This window comes from Micromonospora sp. CA-246542 (assembly GCF_050942905.1).
Classification (GTDB): Bacteria; Actinomycetota; Actinomycetes; order Mycobacteriales; family Micromonosporaceae; genus Micromonospora.
The window spans coordinates 4,392,584-4,407,754 of the sequence record NZ_CP192040.1 but is presented as its reverse complement, the minus strand read 5'-3'; the positions used below and the strand labels follow the sequence as shown (position 1 = coordinate 4,407,754).

Genomic DNA, 15,171 nt, shown 5'->3' with positions numbered 1-15,171 from the left:
GGCCGCCAAGCCGGCCGCCGCGTGCCTGGCCAGTCGGATCGCGTTCGGGGTGCCCATCTCGCCGGCCCGGCTGGCCCGGGTGGAACTGGCCGAGCTGGCCGCCCGTCGCCTGTTGGACCCGCACGGGGTGGTCGACCTGCGGGTCCGTGACCTGGGCGACGGCGTCCGCCTCGAGGTCGACGCGCCCATCGTGGAGCGGGCCCGCGCCGACAAGGGGCTCGCGGCGGCCATCCGCGCGGCGGGATTCCCCGACGTGCCGCTCACCGTCGAGGCGTTCCGGTCCGGATCGATGAACGAGCTGCTCGACGATCCGGACCGCTGGCGCTGACCGGCGGCGTCGTTTTTTCCGCGAATCGGTGGGCTGACGCGCGGCCCGTTTGACGCTATCCTCATCTGGTGAATTACAACCCGGGTGACCGACCCGCCACGCCGAACTGGTCTCTCGATGGTGCCCACGTCCTGCTCACCGGGGTGACCGGGTTCCTCGGGCAGGCAGCGCTGGAGCGGCTGCTCGCCGACCACCCCAACACCCGGGTGACGGTGCTGGTGCGTGGGCGCGGCGCGACGTCGGGCGCCGACCGCGTCGCCGGGCTGGGGCGCAAGCCGGTGTTCCGCACGCTGCGCCGCCGGATCGGCGGGCCGGCGCTCACGCAGCTGCTGGCCGAGCGGGTCAGCGTTCTCGAGGGCGATCTCACCGGCTCGGTCCCGGCGCTGCCGGACGACCTGACCGCCGTCCTGCACTGCGCGTCCACCGTGTCCTTCGATCCGCCGATCGACGAGGCGTTCGAGGTCAACGTCGGCGGTCTGGTCAACCTCTACGACGCGGTCGTCGCGCTGCCGCGACGTCCGCACGTGGTCCACGTCTCCACGGCGTACGTGGCCGGCGCCCGCAAGGGCGTGGTACCGGAGGCTCCGCTGGACCACGACGTCGACTGGCAGGCCGAGCTGACCGCCGCGCGGGCCGCCCGCGCCGAGGTGGAGCGCGCTTCCCGTCGCCCCGAGGCGCTGCGCGCGTTGTTGGCCGAGGCCCGCGCCGAGCACGGCAAGGCCGGCCCGCAGGCGACGGCGCGGGCCGCTGAGGAGGCGCGGCGCCGCAAGGTGACCGAGCGACTTGTCGACTACGGCCGGCTGCGCGCGCACAGCGTCGGCTGGCCGGACGTCTACACGTTCACCAAGGCGTTGGGGGAGCGGGTCGCCGAGCAGTACGCGCGCGACGAGGGGCTGCGCCTGTCCGTGGTGCGCCCGGCGATCGTGCAGAGCGCGCTGCGTCATCCGTTCCCCGGGTGGTTCGACTCCTTCAAGATGGTGGACCCGATCATCCTGTCGTACGGGCGCGGCACGCTTCCGGACTTTCCCGGCCTGCCCGACGCGGTGGTGGACATCATCCCCATCGACCTGGTCACCAACGCCCTGCTGGCGGTCGCGGCCGTCGAGCCGGAGCCCGCCGCGCCGGTCTACTACCACGTCGGCACCGGCGCGCGGAACCCGCTCACCCAACGCCAGCTCGACGAGAACATTCGCAACTACTTCCGTCGTCATCCGTTGCCGGAGGCAGGTCGGGGTCACATCGCGGTGCCGACCTGGCGCTTTCCGGGCGCGAGCCAGATCGAGCGCCGGCTGCGCGCCGGCGAGCGTGCCGTCTCGCTCGCCGAACGGGCGCTGCTGCGGCTGCCGGCCTCGCCGCGCACCCGCGACTGGATGACGAAGGTGCACAAGGAGACCAAGCGGATCGAGTCGCTGCGCCGACTGTCCGACCTCTACGGGGTCTACACCGAAGTCGAGGCCATCTACACCGACGGCAACGTGCTGGCGCTGCACCGCCAGGTGCCCGAGGAGATGGTCAGCCGGGGCAGCTTCGACGTGGCCGAGGTGGACTGGCCGCACTACCTCCAGGAGGTGCACTGCCCGGCCATCACCGCGCTGCTGCGGCAGTCGGTGACCCGGCGTCCCCGCTCCGGCGGGCGCGGGCCGCTGCCCGAGGGGCGCGACACGGTGGCGGTATTCGACCTGGAGGGCACGGTGGTGGCGTCCAACCTCATCGAGACCTTCCTGTGGGCCCGCCTGTCCGACCGGCCGAGGGGCGGCTGGGCCAAGGAGTTCGCCGCGCTCGCCGGCGCCGCGCCGCGCTACCTGCGCGCCGAGCAGCGCAGCCGGGGCGAATTCATCCGGACCTTCATGCGGCGGTACGCGGGCGCCTCCGAGGAGGCGCTGCGCGAGCTGATCCGTGAGCGGATGGGTGACGCGCTGCTGCGGCGGGCGCTGCCGGAGGCGATCCGGCAGATCCGCGCCCACCGTGCGGCCGGCCACCGCACCATCCTGATCACCGGCACCGCGGACATCCTCATCGAATCGCTGCGACCGCTCTTCGACGACGTGGTCGCGAGCCGGTTGCACGTGCGCGACGGCGTCCTGACCGGCTTCCTGGCCTCACCGCCGTTGGTGGGCGAGGCCCGCCTGGCCTGGCTCCGCCACCACGCCGACGACATCGGCGCGGACCTGCGCAGCTCGTACGCGTACGGCGACAGCTTCTCCGACCGATCACTTCTCGAGGGGGTGGGCAACCCGGTGGCCGTCAACCCCGATCCCAAGCTGTACCGCCACGCGAAGCGCCAGAACTGGCGCATCGAGGAGTGGGGCGGGCACACGGTCGGCGCGGTCGAGAACATGGTCGAGCTGACCACCTCGGCCGCCGGCCCCGGCGCGCGGGGAGCGGCCCGATGATGCCGGCCCTGGAATACCGCCAGTCGACTCCCCGCTTCCTCGCCGCCCGGGGCGCCAGCTCCACCAAACTCGGTGGCCGGATGTCCGGCGTGCTCGCCAGCAACGTGGCGCCCCTGCGCCTGGTGCACCGGGCCGAGCCCAGCCTGCCGTCGGGCGACTGGGCCCGGCTGCGACCGCTGCTCTCCGGCATCTGCGGCTCGGACGTCAGCCTGCTGACGGGCCGCTCGTCGCCGTACTTCGGAGCGGTCGTGTCGATGCCCTTCGTGCCCGGGCACGAGGTGGTCGCGGAGACCCTGGACGACCTACCCAACCTGCCCAAGGGCAGCCGCGTCGTGGTCGACCCGGTGCTGTCCTGCGCCGTACGCGGCGGGGAGCCCTGCCGGTGGTGTGTCGCGGGGCAGCACAGCCGGTGCGACCGGGTCACCGCCGGTCGTGTCTCCGCTGGCCTGCAGACCGGCTACTGCACGGACACCGGCGGAGGCTGGGGTCGGCAGATGGTCGCGCACGCGGCCCAGTTGCATCCCGTACCCGACACGATGGACGACCGCCGGGCGGTGCTCGTGGAGCCGCTGGCCTGCGCGGTGCACTCGGTCCATCGGGCGCAGGTGCCGGCCGGGGCGGCCGTGCTGATCGTCGGTGCCGGCACGGTCGGCCTGCTGACCCTGCTGGCGCTGCGTGCCCTGACCAAGGCCGGCCCCATCTACGTGGTGGCCAAGCACGCGCACCAGCACGCCCGGGCCCGCGAGCTCGGGGCCACCGAGGTGTTCCAGCCGTCCCGTGCGGCCCGCGCGGTACGGCGGGCCTGTGGCGGCACGCTGGAACAACCCATGATCGGCGGCGACTTCCTCCTCGGCGGGGCGGACGTGGCCTTCGAGTGCACCGGGGCCGGTGCCGGCCTGGACATGGCGCTGCGGCTGGTCCGGGCCGGTGGCACGGTGCTGCTGTCCGGGATGCCTTCCGGCGGGGTGGACCTGACACCCGTCTGGTTCCGGGAGCTGAACCTCGTCGGGTCGTACGCCTCCAGCGGCAGCGCGGCGGCGAGCCCGAACGCCGAGCCCGACGGCGACGCGCAGGAGGCCGACGAGCCCGTCGGCGGCACGTTCGCCGAGGCCATGGCGCTGGCCGCCGAGGCGCCCCTGGACGGCTACGTCGACGCGATCTACCCGCTGTCGCGGTGGCGCGAGGCGCTCGGCCACGCCGCCAAGGCTGGGCAGTTGGGCGCCGTCAAGGTCGCCTTCGACCCCAGCCGCAACTGACCCAGCAGCCCGACGCACACGCACGAGCCGGAACGACGAAAGGACAATTCATGAGCAGACCTGGCTTCGTGCTCGAGGTCGACGAGCGTACGCCGCCGCTGCTCGTCCACCAGGGGGAGGGTTTCCTCCTCGAGCGGTTCCCGCTCGGCACGCGGGTGGTGTACCCGCCGGACTCGCTTCCGCCCATCGCCAACGTCGACGCCGCCATCCAGCGCGCGCTGCTGCACCCGGTGGACTCGCCGCCGCTGCCCGACCTGCTCCGCCCCGGGATGCGACTGACGATCGTCTTCGACGACCTGTCGCTCCCGTTGCCGCAGATGCGCCCACCGGACATCCGGCAGCGGGTGATCGAGAACGTGCTGGAGCTCGCCGCCGAGGCCGGTGTGGACGACGTCGAGCTGATCGCGGCGAACTCGCTGCACCGGCGGATGACGCCGGCCGAGCTGAAGCGGATCGTCGGCGAGCGGGTCTTCCGGGCGTTCTTCCCCAAGCACCTGAAGAATCATGACGCCGAGGATCCGGACGGTCTGGTGCACCTCGGCACCACCCCGCACGGCGAGGACGTGGAGATCAACCGGCGGGCGGCCGAGAGCGATCTCATCGTGTACGCCAACATCAACCTCACCGCGATGAGCGGCGGCAGCAAGTCGGTGACCGTGGGGCTCGGCTCCTACCGGAGTCTGCGCCACCACCACAACGTCCACACGCTGCGCCACTCGCGCTCCTTCAACGATCCGCCGAACTCGGCCATGCACCACTCGTACGACCGGATGGCCGAGGTGCTGGGCGAGGCGGTCAAGGTCTTCACGGTCGAGACCACCCTCAACCTCGACTCGTTCCCCAACCAGGTCGGCTTCCTCAACAAGCGCGAATGGGAGTGGGGGATCGGCGACCAGCTCTCCTACCTGGCCGCCAAGCGGGCCAACGACCTGACGCCGCCCAAGCTGCGCCGACGCGTCTGGCAGAACAACGACGCGCCGTACGGGGTGACCGGGGTCAACGCGGGCCGTCCGGACTCGGTCCACCCGCTCACGCTCGCCAACGTGCACCGTCAGCAGCTCACCGAGGTACAGGGTCAGAGTGACATCGGCGTGTGGGGCCTGCCCTTCATCTGCCCGTACAACGTCAACTCGATCATGAACCCGATCCTGGTGATGTCGTTGGGCCTGGGGTACTTCTTCAACCTCTACCGCAACCAGCCCATCGTGCGGCGCGGCGGGGTCGGCATCTTCTACCACCCGATGCCCAAGGAATTCCACCCCGTGCACCACCCCAGCTACATCGACTTCTTCGAGGAGGTCCTGCCGCAGACCACCGACCCGGCGGCGATCGAGGCGAAGTACGAGCAGCAGTACGCGCAGGACCCCTGGTACCGGCACCTGTACCGGACCAGCTACGCGTACCACGGCGTGCACCCGTTCTACATGTGGTACTGGGGGGCGCACGCGATGGAGCACCTCGGCGACGTGATCTTCGTGGGCGCCGACCGGAAGACGGCGGCGGTGATGGGCTTCCGGGCGGCGTCCTCGCTCGCCGACGCGCTGGAGATGGCGCGCGACACCGTCGGGTCGAGCCCGAGCATCACCTACCTGCACGCCCCGCCCGTGACGCTGGCGGACGTCCGATGACCCGGGAGGCGACGTGCGCCTGATCGACGAGGTGAGGCTGCTGCGCGGCCGCCGCGATTGGCGTGGCCGGGCGACGACCCCTCGCTCCGCCGAGCCGTACGAGATCCGCCGTGAACGCTCCGAGTTCCCCACCGCCTGGGCCCGCACCCGGGCGGCGGGGGCGGTCCGTTTCGGCCTGCAGCGGGGCGTGCTCAAGTCGGTGGCCTGGACCCAGACCCATCCGGTCGTCCGGGGCACGGAGTACCTCGACGGTTTGCAGGGGCCCGCCGTCTTCGTCTCCAACCACGCGAGTCATCTGGACACGCCGTTGATTCTCGGCTCGGTGCCCCGTCGGTTCGCGCGGCGGCTGGCGGTCGGGGCCGCCGCCGACTACTTCTTCGACGCGCGCTGGCGCGCCGTCGTGACGTCGCTGGTGTTCAACGCCTTCCCGATCGAGCGGCAGGGTGACCGGCGGCTACGCAGCCTCGCCACCAAGCTGCTCGGCGACGGTTGGAGCCTGCTGCTCTTTCCGGAGAGCAGCAGGTCTACCGACGGCTGGATGAGCGGCATGCGGTTGGGCGCCGCGCACCTGTGCTGCACGCACAACGTGCCGGCGGTGCCGGTCGCGCTGCGGGGCACGTTCGGCGCCATGCCGCGCGGCCGGAACTGGCCGGTGCCCGGCCGGCGCACGGTCGTGGTGCGCTACGGCCGACCACTGTGGCCCCGCGAGGGCGAGGGCGCGCGGGCGTTCCACGAGCGGATGTCCGCCGCGATCGGCCGGTTGTGGGTGGAGGAGGAGGTCGGCTGGTACCGCTCACTGCGGACCGCGCCGGCCGCCGCGATCGCGTCCACCACCGGGCCGCAGGCCGCCGAGTGGCGGCGGTTGTGGGAGTCGACGCGTCCGCTTCCCGCGGCCGACGGCCGGCCGGCCCGCCGCATCTGGCCGACCAGCCGATCCTGACCGTCGGACGACTCCCGTCCGGGCGGTCGGTGTGGGGGCTACGGCCGCTCGCGCGGGAGATCGGCGATTGTCTGCCCGGCGGCGTTGCCGGCCGGGAGACGGTAACCGGCGAAGAAGACCGCCAGTCCCACCACGACGGTGAGCGCCAGCAGCGCGTTCTCCGCGACGCTGTCGACGGTTGGCAGCGCCCCCGCGTGGGCCAGGTGGAACAGCAGGTGGGGCGTGTTCGCGACAACCGACGCGGCCGCTGCGGCGAGACACAGCTCCCGCACCGGCCGCGCGGCCGCCCACCCGAGGACGACCGCAAACGCCAGGTAGGCGTAGCCCAGATCGGACAGCAGGTGCTCGTTGTACGGGCCACCGGCGGCCACCCAACCCGCGCCGAACGGGAACCAGTCGAAGAACCACCGTGGCACGACGGACGCCGGCACGCCGAGGGCGAGCATCTGCGCCGCCAGTAGTGCCGAGCCGATCCGAATCCACCGCATGGGGTTCTTCCTGGGCGCTTGCGCGTCGTGTGTCGGCATCTTGCCTCTGCTCAAAGGTTCGTTGACACCCTTCAACGAGGGCATCTATGGTTCGACCGTTCCTCGACTAATGAATTAGTAGCACAGACTCGCTTATGGGAGGGGGCTGCGACGTTGCGATCGTACGGGTCCTACATCGCAGGTCAGGACGTTCCAGCGGACAAGTGGGTACATTGCCTGCGCGCCTCGGCGGTGCTCGACGACATGCTGCCCCAGCTCTCCCTGAAGCGTGACCTGGACCGCGGCCGTCGCCACGACGGCGACGACCACGCCAGCGTCCTGGCCCGCTGCGCGGTGGCCGACGATGCCGTCGTCGAGCAGGCCATCCAGGCCGCCGCGGCGGCGGCGCCCGTCTGGGGCGCGATGCCCCTTCGGGTACGCCTCCAGGTGGCGCACCGACTCCACGAGGAGCTGCGCCGGCGGCACGACGAGGTGGTGGAGGTCCTCGTCCAGGAGGGGCACCCCCGCGCGCTCGCCGAGTGGGAGCTGGCCGGGTGCCTGCACGGCACCAGCCCCGAGACGATCGGGCTGTGCGCGGAGCAGATGCACCGGGAGTACGACGACGCGAACCGGCGTCTACTGGTGGTACGCAAGCCCGACGGCGTGGTCGCGCTGAGCCCACCGCAGAACGCGGCGGCGGTCAACTCGCTGCTCGGCGTGCCCGCGCTCGCCGCCGGCAACGCGCTCGTCGTGAAGGCGCCGCGCGGGAGCCCCTACGGCGTGATGTTCGTGCTGCGCGAGATCGTGGCGCCGATCCTCGACGAGGTGGGTGCCCCACCCGGCACCCTGAACGTGGTCTGCGGCCCGCCCAAGCGGATCCTCGACCAGTTCCTGGCCAGCCCGCTCGTCGACGACATCTTCTACTTCGGCAGCAGCGAACTCGGCATCCCGCTCGGCGCGGAGGCGGTACGTCGCGGCAAGAAGCCGATCCTGGAGTTGGCCGGCAACGACGGTTGCGTGGTGTGGCACGACGCCGATCTCGACCGTGCCGCCGAGGCGCTCACCGAGAGCTTCTTCGGGTCCGGGCAGATCTGCATGGTTCCCAACTACGTGGTGGCCCACCCGGCGATCGCGGACCGTCTGCTGGCCCGCCTGATCAGCCACGCCCGCAAGATCCGGCCCGGTCATCCCGAGGACCCGGACGTGCTGCTGTCACCGGTGCTCAAGAGTGACCAGTTCGCCCGGTACGTCGAGCAGGCCACCGAGTGCGGCGCCGAGGTGCTCGCCGGTGGGAACCGGATGGAGCTGGACGGCTCGATCTCGTCCACCGGGGTGTTCGTCGAGCCGACCGTTCTGCGGGTCAACGGCCTGGCCGACGCCCGGGCGGTGTGGGCGGTGGCCCGGGAGACCTTCTTCCCGCTGCTGCCGGTGGTGGTGCCCGACCCGGACCACGGCGACGGCCTGCTCGACGACGTCATCGACTTCCTCAACGCCAATGATTACGCCCTGCGCAACTCGGTCTGGACCGGCGACGAGTCCACGGTCGAGCAGTTCGTGGCCCGGGTGCACAACGGGGGCCTACTCAAGATCAACGACTCGCACATCGGGTTCGTCCCGTACCTGTCCACCCACGGTGGCGCCGGCCTGACCGGCGGCCCGGGGGGCGAGAGCAACTATCCCATGCTGCGTACGTCGCACCTGCAGGGCATCAGCATCGGCCGCGACGTCCAACCCCGGCGGGCGGCCCTCGCCTCCCCGCTGCGTGCCGAGCGGGAGGGCCTGGCCGCATGAGTTTTCTCGACACCGAGCGGGACACCTGCGAGATGCTGCTTCCGGGCCTGCTCAAGAGGCTCGGCGAGGTTCCCCTGATGGAACTGGAACGCCCGGGCGGGCCGGGCATCGCCCTCTTCCGGGAGGCGGGGGGCGCGGGTCTGGTGGTGCCCAAGACCTACCAAGGGCTCGGCGCGTCCGCCCTCCAGACCGTGCGGGTCACCCGCGCCCTGGCCGCCCAGGCGCCGTCGCTGGCGGTCGCCACCACGATGCACCAGTTCTCGGTCGCCGGCCTGGTGGCCCTGGCCGGGGCGAACGTCGGGTTCGAGTGGATGCTGCTGGAGGCGGTGGCCACCGATCGGCGGCTGGTCGCGTCCGGCTTCGCCGAGGGGCACGCCGGTCGCGGCATCCTGACGCCCACCATGACCGCCCGGCGGGACGGCAAGAACTGGCGGGTCACCGGAGCGAAGCGCCCGTGCAGCCTCTCCGCCTCGATGGACCTGCTGACCGCCAGCGTCGCGGTGCCCACCGAGGACGGCGGCACCCGCCTGGGTGTGGCGCTCATCCCGGCGGAGTCGCCGGGCATCACGATCGAGCCCTTCTGGGCGTCGCCGGTGCTCACCGGCGCCGAGTCCGACGCCGTGCTGCTCAACGACGTCGAGGTGCATCCGGACCTGTTCGTCTACCCGGAGGTCGCGCTCGACGGCCAGCTCGACGACCTGCAGACCATCGGGTTCGTCTGGTTCCAGCTCCTGGTGACCGCGTGTTACCTGGGGGTGGCGTCGGCGCTGGTCGAGCGCGCCATCACCAGCGGCCGGGGACCGGTCACCGAGCGGGCGGACGTGGCGACCGCCGTGCAGGGCGCGGCGATCATGTTGGACGGCGCGGCACGGAGCCTCGACGACGGCGACGGCGGCAACGACGCCCTCGGCCGGGCGCTCGTGGTGCGCTTCGCCGCCGCGAACGCGATCGCCACGGCGGTGCGCGGGTCGGTGGATCTGCTCGGTGGGATGGCGTTCATCTCCTCGCCCGAGGTGGCCTATCTCGCCGCCACGTCGCACGCGGTCGCCTTCCACCCACCGTCGCGCGTGAGCACCGCCGCGGAACTGACGGCCTGGTTCGGCGGCCAGCCGCTCGTGGTCAGCTAGGAGGAGTGGTGACAGCCAGCAGCGTAGAGACCGATCACCAGGTACGGGAGCAGGTCCGGAACAACTACCGTCGGTTCCTGTCCCGGGGTCGCGCCAAGCTCGGCGACATGTTCGGCGGGCACGTCGAGGTCGGTTCCGAGGGCGCGTGGGTGTACACCTCGGACGGCGACCGATTCCTCAACGTGGGCGGCTACGGCGTGTTCCTGCACGGCGCCCGGCACCCGGCCGTGGTCGCCGCGGTCGTCGCGCAGATCCAGAGCCATCCGATAGCCACCCGACTGATGCTGGAGCCGTCGGTGGCCGAGGCCGCGGCCGCGCTCGTCGCGGTGGCGCCGCCCGGGCTGACCAGGGTGCACTTCGCGGGCTCCGGCGCGGAGGCCGTGGAGGCGGCCATCAAGATGGCCCGTGTCCAGGGCCGGCGCAGGCTCGTCTCGACCGTCAACGGCTACCACGGCAAGACCATGGGCGCGCTCTCCGTCACCGGGCAGGACCTCTACCAGCGCCCGTTCCGCCCGCTGTTGCCGGACACCACGCACGTTCCGTACGGAGATGCCGAGGCGCTGGGCGCCGTGCTGGCCGCCGGGCCGCCGGCCTGCGTGATCATGGAACCGGTGCAGGGCGAGGGTGGGGTGGTCATCCCACCGCCCGGCTACCTGCGCGAGGTGTCCCGACTGTGCCGGGAGCACGGCGCGTTCCTGGTGCTCGACGAGATCCTCACCGGAGTCGGCCGCCTCGGTCACTGGTGGGGCGCACTCCGCGAGGGCGTGACACCGGACGTTCTGCTGGCCGGCAAGAGCCTGTCCGGCGGCATCGTGCCGGTCTCCGCCGTAGTCGCCACCGCCGAGGCGTTCCAGGCCTTCGACAAGGACCCGTTCCTGCACACGTCCACGTTCTCCGGCGCGCCGATCGCGATGGCCGCCACCCGCGCGGCGATCACGGCCGCCACCGAGGACGGGCTGATCGAGCGCGCGGCGACGCTCGGCGACGAGTTGTTGGCCCGCCTGCGGGCGGTGGCCGCCGGCTACCCGCACCTGGTTCGTGAGGTACGCGGGGTCGGGCTGCTGATCGGCGTGGAGTTCGCCGGTCCGGGGCTGGCCGGCGAGGCGATCCTCGAACTCCTCAACGCCCGGGTGATCGTGAACCACTCGCTGAACGCCAGCGCCGTGCTGCGCCTCACTCCACCCGCGGTGCTCTCCGGCGACGAGGTCGCCCTCCTGGTCGACGCGTTCGACGGCGCGCTGCGCACGCTCGGCCACCGCTATCCGACAGCAGACCGGCTGGGGGTCCACTGACATGCGACGGGTCGAGATTCAGGCATTCCTTCCCGGTGGGGACGGCGGCACGGTGTTCGACCAACTGGTCGATTTCGAGCGCTACCCGCACCTGGTCGACGTGGTCCAGGCGGTGACCGTACAGTCGCCGGCCGACGCACGACGGGTCGTCAGCTCGTGGGAGGTCCTGTTCCGCAACGGGATCCTGGCCTGGACCGAGGCCGACGACCTGGACCGCGATCGTCTCACGATCGAGTTCGACCAGATCGACGGCGACTTCGACGAGTTCTCCGGCGCGTGGACGCTGCGCCAGGACCCGGACGGGGTGGCGATGACGTTCGTGGCGAGCTTCGACTTCGGTGTGCCCAGTCTCGCCAGCATCATCGACCCGGTCGCGGAGCGGGTCCTCACCGAGACGATCCACCACGTCCTCCGGGGACTCTTCCCGGCGGTGACCATCCCGGACGGCGTCCTGGCGACCGCGTCGGCCGGCGTCAGCGGGAAGGCCTGACGATGGACCAGCTGAACACGTTCGACACGCCGACCACCGCCCGCCTGCATCGCGCCGAGTGGTTCGCCGGGCTCGCGCTGGCGAGTGGCCTGTTCATCGCGCACTGGGACGAGATCCGGTGGCTGCCGGCGATCGGGCTGTTCCTCTACATCGACCTGATCGGCTACATCCCCGGGGCGATCGCCTACCATCGCAGCCCGGACGGGCGGATTCCGAAGGCGTACTACGTCCTCTACAACAGCATGCACAGCCTGCTCAGCGCCGGACTGGTGGTGGCGCTCTGGGCCTGGCTGATCGGGCCGGAATGGGCGCTGCTGGCGGTTCCGATCCACCTCTTCGGTGACCGCTCGCTCTTCGGCAACCAGCTCAAGCCCTTCGGCGTGCCGTTCGAGCCGAAGCGTCTGCCCGCCTTCGACGCGCTGCTGCGCGAGGTGACCGGCCGTCCGTCGTCGGCCCCTGCCGGGCGAGCCGACGCACCGGTCCCGACGGCCACGTCGAGACCCACCTCGGTGGCCTGATGAGCCGGCCGGGCTCCGCGGCGAGCGGTTGGCAACGCGACGACCCACGGGCCGCGCGACTGCCCGCCCTCGCCGGCGACGAGGAGGCGTCCGTCGTCATCGTCGGAGGTGGGCTGGCCGGGCTCGCGCTGGCGTACCAGCTGACGAACCACCTGCCCGCCCGCGACATCCTGGTCCTGGAGGCCACCGAGGTCGGCGCCGGCGCCAGCGGACACAGCACGGGCATCGTCGGCCCCGGGGTCGGCGGTCCGATCACGACTCTCGTCAAACGGTACGGGCGGGACCGCGCCCGGAGCATGTTCGCCGCCACGCTCGACGGGATCGCCGCGCTGCGGCGGTTGGCCGGGGCCCTGCCCGACGGCTGTGAGCTGACGGACGGTTTCCAACTCGTGGCCGCGTCCGCGCCCGCACACGCCGGATCGCTCCGACGTCAGGCACAGACCCTGCGCGATCTCGGCTTCGACGCCTCGTACCTGGACCGCGACGGCACCACCGAGCGCCTGGGCAGCGGCCGCTACCACGGCGCGTTGTGCTACCCCGACGTGGCGCTGGTCAACCCGTGGCTGCTGGTCCAGGCCCTCCGGGCGGCGCTGCTCACCGCCGGGGTGCGCATCGCCGAGAACACGCCGGTCACCGCGATCACCGGCGGCGACCCGGTCACGGTGACGGCCGGGGGACATCGGGTACGCGCCAGACGGGTGGTCCTGACCACGGACGGCTTCACCACCGGGCTGGGACTGTTCACCCGGAACGTCGCGGTGATCCGTACCCATGTCCTGCGCACCGGCCCCGTACCCGCCGACCTGCTGGCGCGGACCGGTTGGGACGGCCGCGGCGCGGCCATCGACAGCCGGTCGTTCTTCAACTACCTGCGGATGACCGCCCGCGGCCGGCTGCTGTTCGGCGGTGGACCCGCCCTGCTGGAGCCGCGCGTCGACGAGCGCGGTGTCGCCGCCGTTAGGGAGCGGCTGGTCCGCGAACTCGCCGCGACCTTTCCGGCGCTGGCGGACGTGCCGGTGACCGACTTCTGGTCCGGCGTCACGGCGTCCACGTTCGACCGGCTGCCGATCGTCGGTCCGGTTCCGGGCCGGCCGGGTGTGTGGTTCGCGGGGGCGTGGTGTGGACACGGCCTGGCCCTCTCCGCGCTGACGGCCGAGCTGCTCGCCCCCCGGCTGGCCGACCGCTCGGATCCGACGGCGGCCGACCCGACCGCGCCGCTGCCGGAGCTGCCCTGGCTGCGCGGCACCGCGGGCCTGATGCCGACCGGCCGGATCGGCAATCTGCTGCTGGCCGGCTACCTGCGCGGGCTGGACACGGCCGACAAGCTCACCTCCGCCCGCCGCTCGCCAACCCCACCCGCCCTCGTGACCCCTGTCGCGCCGACCGACCCGACGTCGGCCGTCGAGCCAACTCAGCCCCCGGTCGCGGTGGCAACGGAGCAGCCGGTCTCCGCGGCGTCCGGGCCGGCCACAACGCCGGACCTGCCGGCCGCCGCGGCCCCAGAGCCAGCGGCCACCGCGACGGTGCCGCCGGTCGGTGCGGCCGCGCAACCAACGGGCCCGGCCACCGAATTGCCGGTGGCGGCGACGGGCGGCTCGGTCGTGGCCGGGAGTCGGGCGCTGGAGCAGCAGGTCGACGTCGTGATCGTGGGAGCCCGGGTGGCCGGTTCGGCGCTGGCGGCCCGGCTCGCGGCGGCCGGTCTGTCGGTGGCCGTGTTCGACCGCGGTGACCTGCCCGCGCCGACCCTGTCCACGCACATTCTGCACGGCACCGAGGACCTGCGGATCGAGGGCGTGTACGACACCGTCGTCGCGCAGGGCGTGCCGCCGCTGCACGACGTGTGGGTCCGGCTGGACGACGTGAAGCTGCACTTCCGCCACCCGGACGACCCGGGGCTGTGTCCGCCTCGGGACGTCCTCGACCAGGTCCTGCTGGACCGGGCGGTCGCCGCCGGCGCCAAGACCTCCACCGGCACCGCCGTCGTCGGTCTGCGGCGCGGAGCGGACGGCGCGGCCACTGGTGTGACCGTGCAGCGTGCCGACGGTTCGGTCCGGGACGTGTCGGCGCGGCTGGTGGTGGGAGCGGACGGCCGTAACTCGTCGGTGGCCCGGTGGGTGGGTGCCCGACAGTACCTGACGGCGCGCAGCGAACGGGCCCTGCTCTGGCGGTACTTCACCGGCGTACGGATCCCGCCGGCGCTGCTGTGGCACCGCATCGGGGTGCACATCGTCTCGATCCTGCCCACCGGTCCCGAGGATTTCGTGGTCATCGCGCAACCTCCGGAACGCCTACAGGGCGAGCTGGCCGGTCGGAAGGTGGCCGGGTTCCTGCGGCACGTCGAGTCGGTCAGCCCGGAGGTGGGCCACCTCGCCGCCGCCGGCGAGCCGGTGGGGGACCTGCACCGGGTGGTGCGGTACCCGTCCTTCTTCCGGCAGCCGTTCGGGCCGGGCTGGGCCCTGGTGGGCGACGCCGGGCACGCCAAGGACGCCACCCTGGGACACGGGATCAACGACGCGCTGCGCAACGCCCGCGCACTCGCGGCGGTGCTCACGGCGCACTGGGAGCGGCCGGCGGCGCTGTCGTCCGGGCTGGCCCGGTGGGCCCGGGACCGGGACCGGGCCGAGTTGCCGAACTACTGGTACGGCCAGGACATCGGCCGGGGCGGCACGGTCACCGCGATGGAGCACGCGTTCCTCGCCGGCCTCCAGCGCAACCCCCGGGCCGTGGGCCGGCTCGACGACGTGATGGGTGACCGGCTCGACGCCGACCGGCTGCTCACCCTGCCCCGGCTGGTGGGTGCCGTCGCCCACCGGGTGACCGGCGGCGAACCCGCCTCGGCCGTCGGGCGTGAGGCCGTGGATCTTGTCCAGCTCGCGTGGGCACGCCGGCGCGCGGCGACCCGCCACGACCCGTCCGCTCCCTGACAGGTGGAGGCCGCCGC

12 protein-coding genes are annotated in these 15,171 nt (G+C 72.5%); 11 read left to right on the top strand and 1 reads right to left on the bottom strand.

What is annotated here, in order from left to right; translation table 11 throughout:
- The first annotated feature begins 49 nt into the window (after positions 1-49).
- The 5 genes from ACQP0N_RS20570 to ACQP0N_RS20550 all read left to right on the top strand — a co-directional run bounded on the left by ACQP0N_RS20570 (position 50) and on the right by ACQP0N_RS20550 (position 6,545).
- Positions 50-328, top strand: a complete 279-nt coding sequence (locus tag ACQP0N_RS20570) for a hypothetical protein (RefSeq protein ID WP_433121910.1) — start codon at positions 50-52, stop codon at positions 326-328.
- A gap of 68 nt (positions 329-396) precedes the next feature.
- Positions 397-2,721, top strand: a complete 2,325-nt coding sequence (locus ACQP0N_RS20565; protein ID WP_433113163.1) for an HAD-IB family hydrolase — start codon at positions 397-399, stop codon at positions 2,719-2,721.
- Positions 2,718-3,977, top strand: a complete 1,260-nt coding sequence (locus ACQP0N_RS20560) for a zinc-dependent alcohol dehydrogenase (RefSeq protein ID WP_433113160.1) — start codon at positions 2,718-2,720, stop codon at positions 3,975-3,977. The genes ACQP0N_RS20565 and ACQP0N_RS20560 overlap by 4 nt, the downstream gene beginning before the upstream one ends.
- Before the next feature lie 50 nt (positions 3,978-4,027).
- The gene (locus ACQP0N_RS20555) at positions 4,028-5,605 is read left to right on the top strand and encodes a lactate racemase domain-containing protein (RefSeq protein WP_433113157.1); all 1,578 of its coding nucleotides are present in this window, start codon (positions 4,028-4,030) and stop codon (positions 5,603-5,605) included.
- Positions 5,606-5,618: 13 nt separating this feature from the next.
- Entirely contained in the window at positions 5,619-6,545 is a 927-nt protein-coding gene (locus ACQP0N_RS20550) for a lysophospholipid acyltransferase family protein (RefSeq protein WP_433113154.1), read from the top strand.
- 38 nt (positions 6,546-6,583) lie between these two features.
- Here the strand turns inward: ACQP0N_RS20550 and ACQP0N_RS20545 are convergent, their stop codons facing one another.
- Positions 6,584-7,033 carry a hypothetical protein gene (locus tag ACQP0N_RS20545; protein ID WP_433113151.1) on the bottom strand — a complete coding sequence of 150 codons (450 nt, stop codon included), beginning with the start codon at positions 7,031-7,033 and terminating at the stop codon, positions 6,584-6,586.
- Positions 7,034-7,264: 231 nt separating this feature from the next.
- Here ACQP0N_RS20545 and ACQP0N_RS20540 point away from each other — a divergent pair, with 231 nt between their 5' ends.
- From ACQP0N_RS20540 to ACQP0N_RS20515, 6 genes are read left to right on the top strand one after another with little or no spacing between them, the layout of a single operon-like run.
- On the top strand, positions 7,265-8,803 hold the full coding sequence (locus ACQP0N_RS20540) for an aldehyde dehydrogenase family protein (protein WP_433113148.1): 1,539 nt from the start codon (positions 7,265-7,267) through the stop codon (positions 8,801-8,803).
- Positions 8,800-9,930 carry an acyl-CoA dehydrogenase family protein gene (locus ACQP0N_RS20535; RefSeq protein WP_433113145.1) on the top strand — a complete coding sequence of 377 codons (1,131 nt, stop codon included), beginning with the start codon at positions 8,800-8,802 and terminating at the stop codon, positions 9,928-9,930. The genes ACQP0N_RS20540 and ACQP0N_RS20535 overlap by 4 nt, the downstream gene beginning before the upstream one ends.
- An 8-nt stretch (positions 9,931-9,938) precedes the next feature.
- On the top strand, positions 9,939-11,222 hold the full coding sequence (locus ACQP0N_RS20530) for an aspartate aminotransferase family protein (protein ID WP_433113142.1): 1,284 nt from the start codon (positions 9,939-9,941) through the stop codon (positions 11,220-11,222).
- 1 nt (position 11,223) lies between these two features.
- Positions 11,224-11,712, top strand: a complete 489-nt coding sequence (locus tag ACQP0N_RS20525; RefSeq protein WP_433113139.1) for a type II toxin-antitoxin system RatA family toxin — start codon at positions 11,224-11,226, stop codon at positions 11,710-11,712.
- 2 nt (positions 11,713-11,714) lie between these two features.
- The gene (locus tag ACQP0N_RS20520) at positions 11,715-12,230 is read left to right on the top strand and encodes a hypothetical protein (protein WP_433113136.1); all 516 of its coding nucleotides are present in this window, start codon (positions 11,715-11,717) and stop codon (positions 12,228-12,230) included.
- Positions 12,230-15,154, top strand: a complete 2,925-nt coding sequence (locus ACQP0N_RS20515) for an FAD-dependent oxidoreductase (protein WP_433113133.1) — start codon at positions 12,230-12,232, stop codon at positions 15,152-15,154. The genes ACQP0N_RS20520 and ACQP0N_RS20515 overlap by 1 nt, the downstream gene beginning before the upstream one ends.
- Positions 15,155-15,171: the final 17 nt, after the last annotated feature.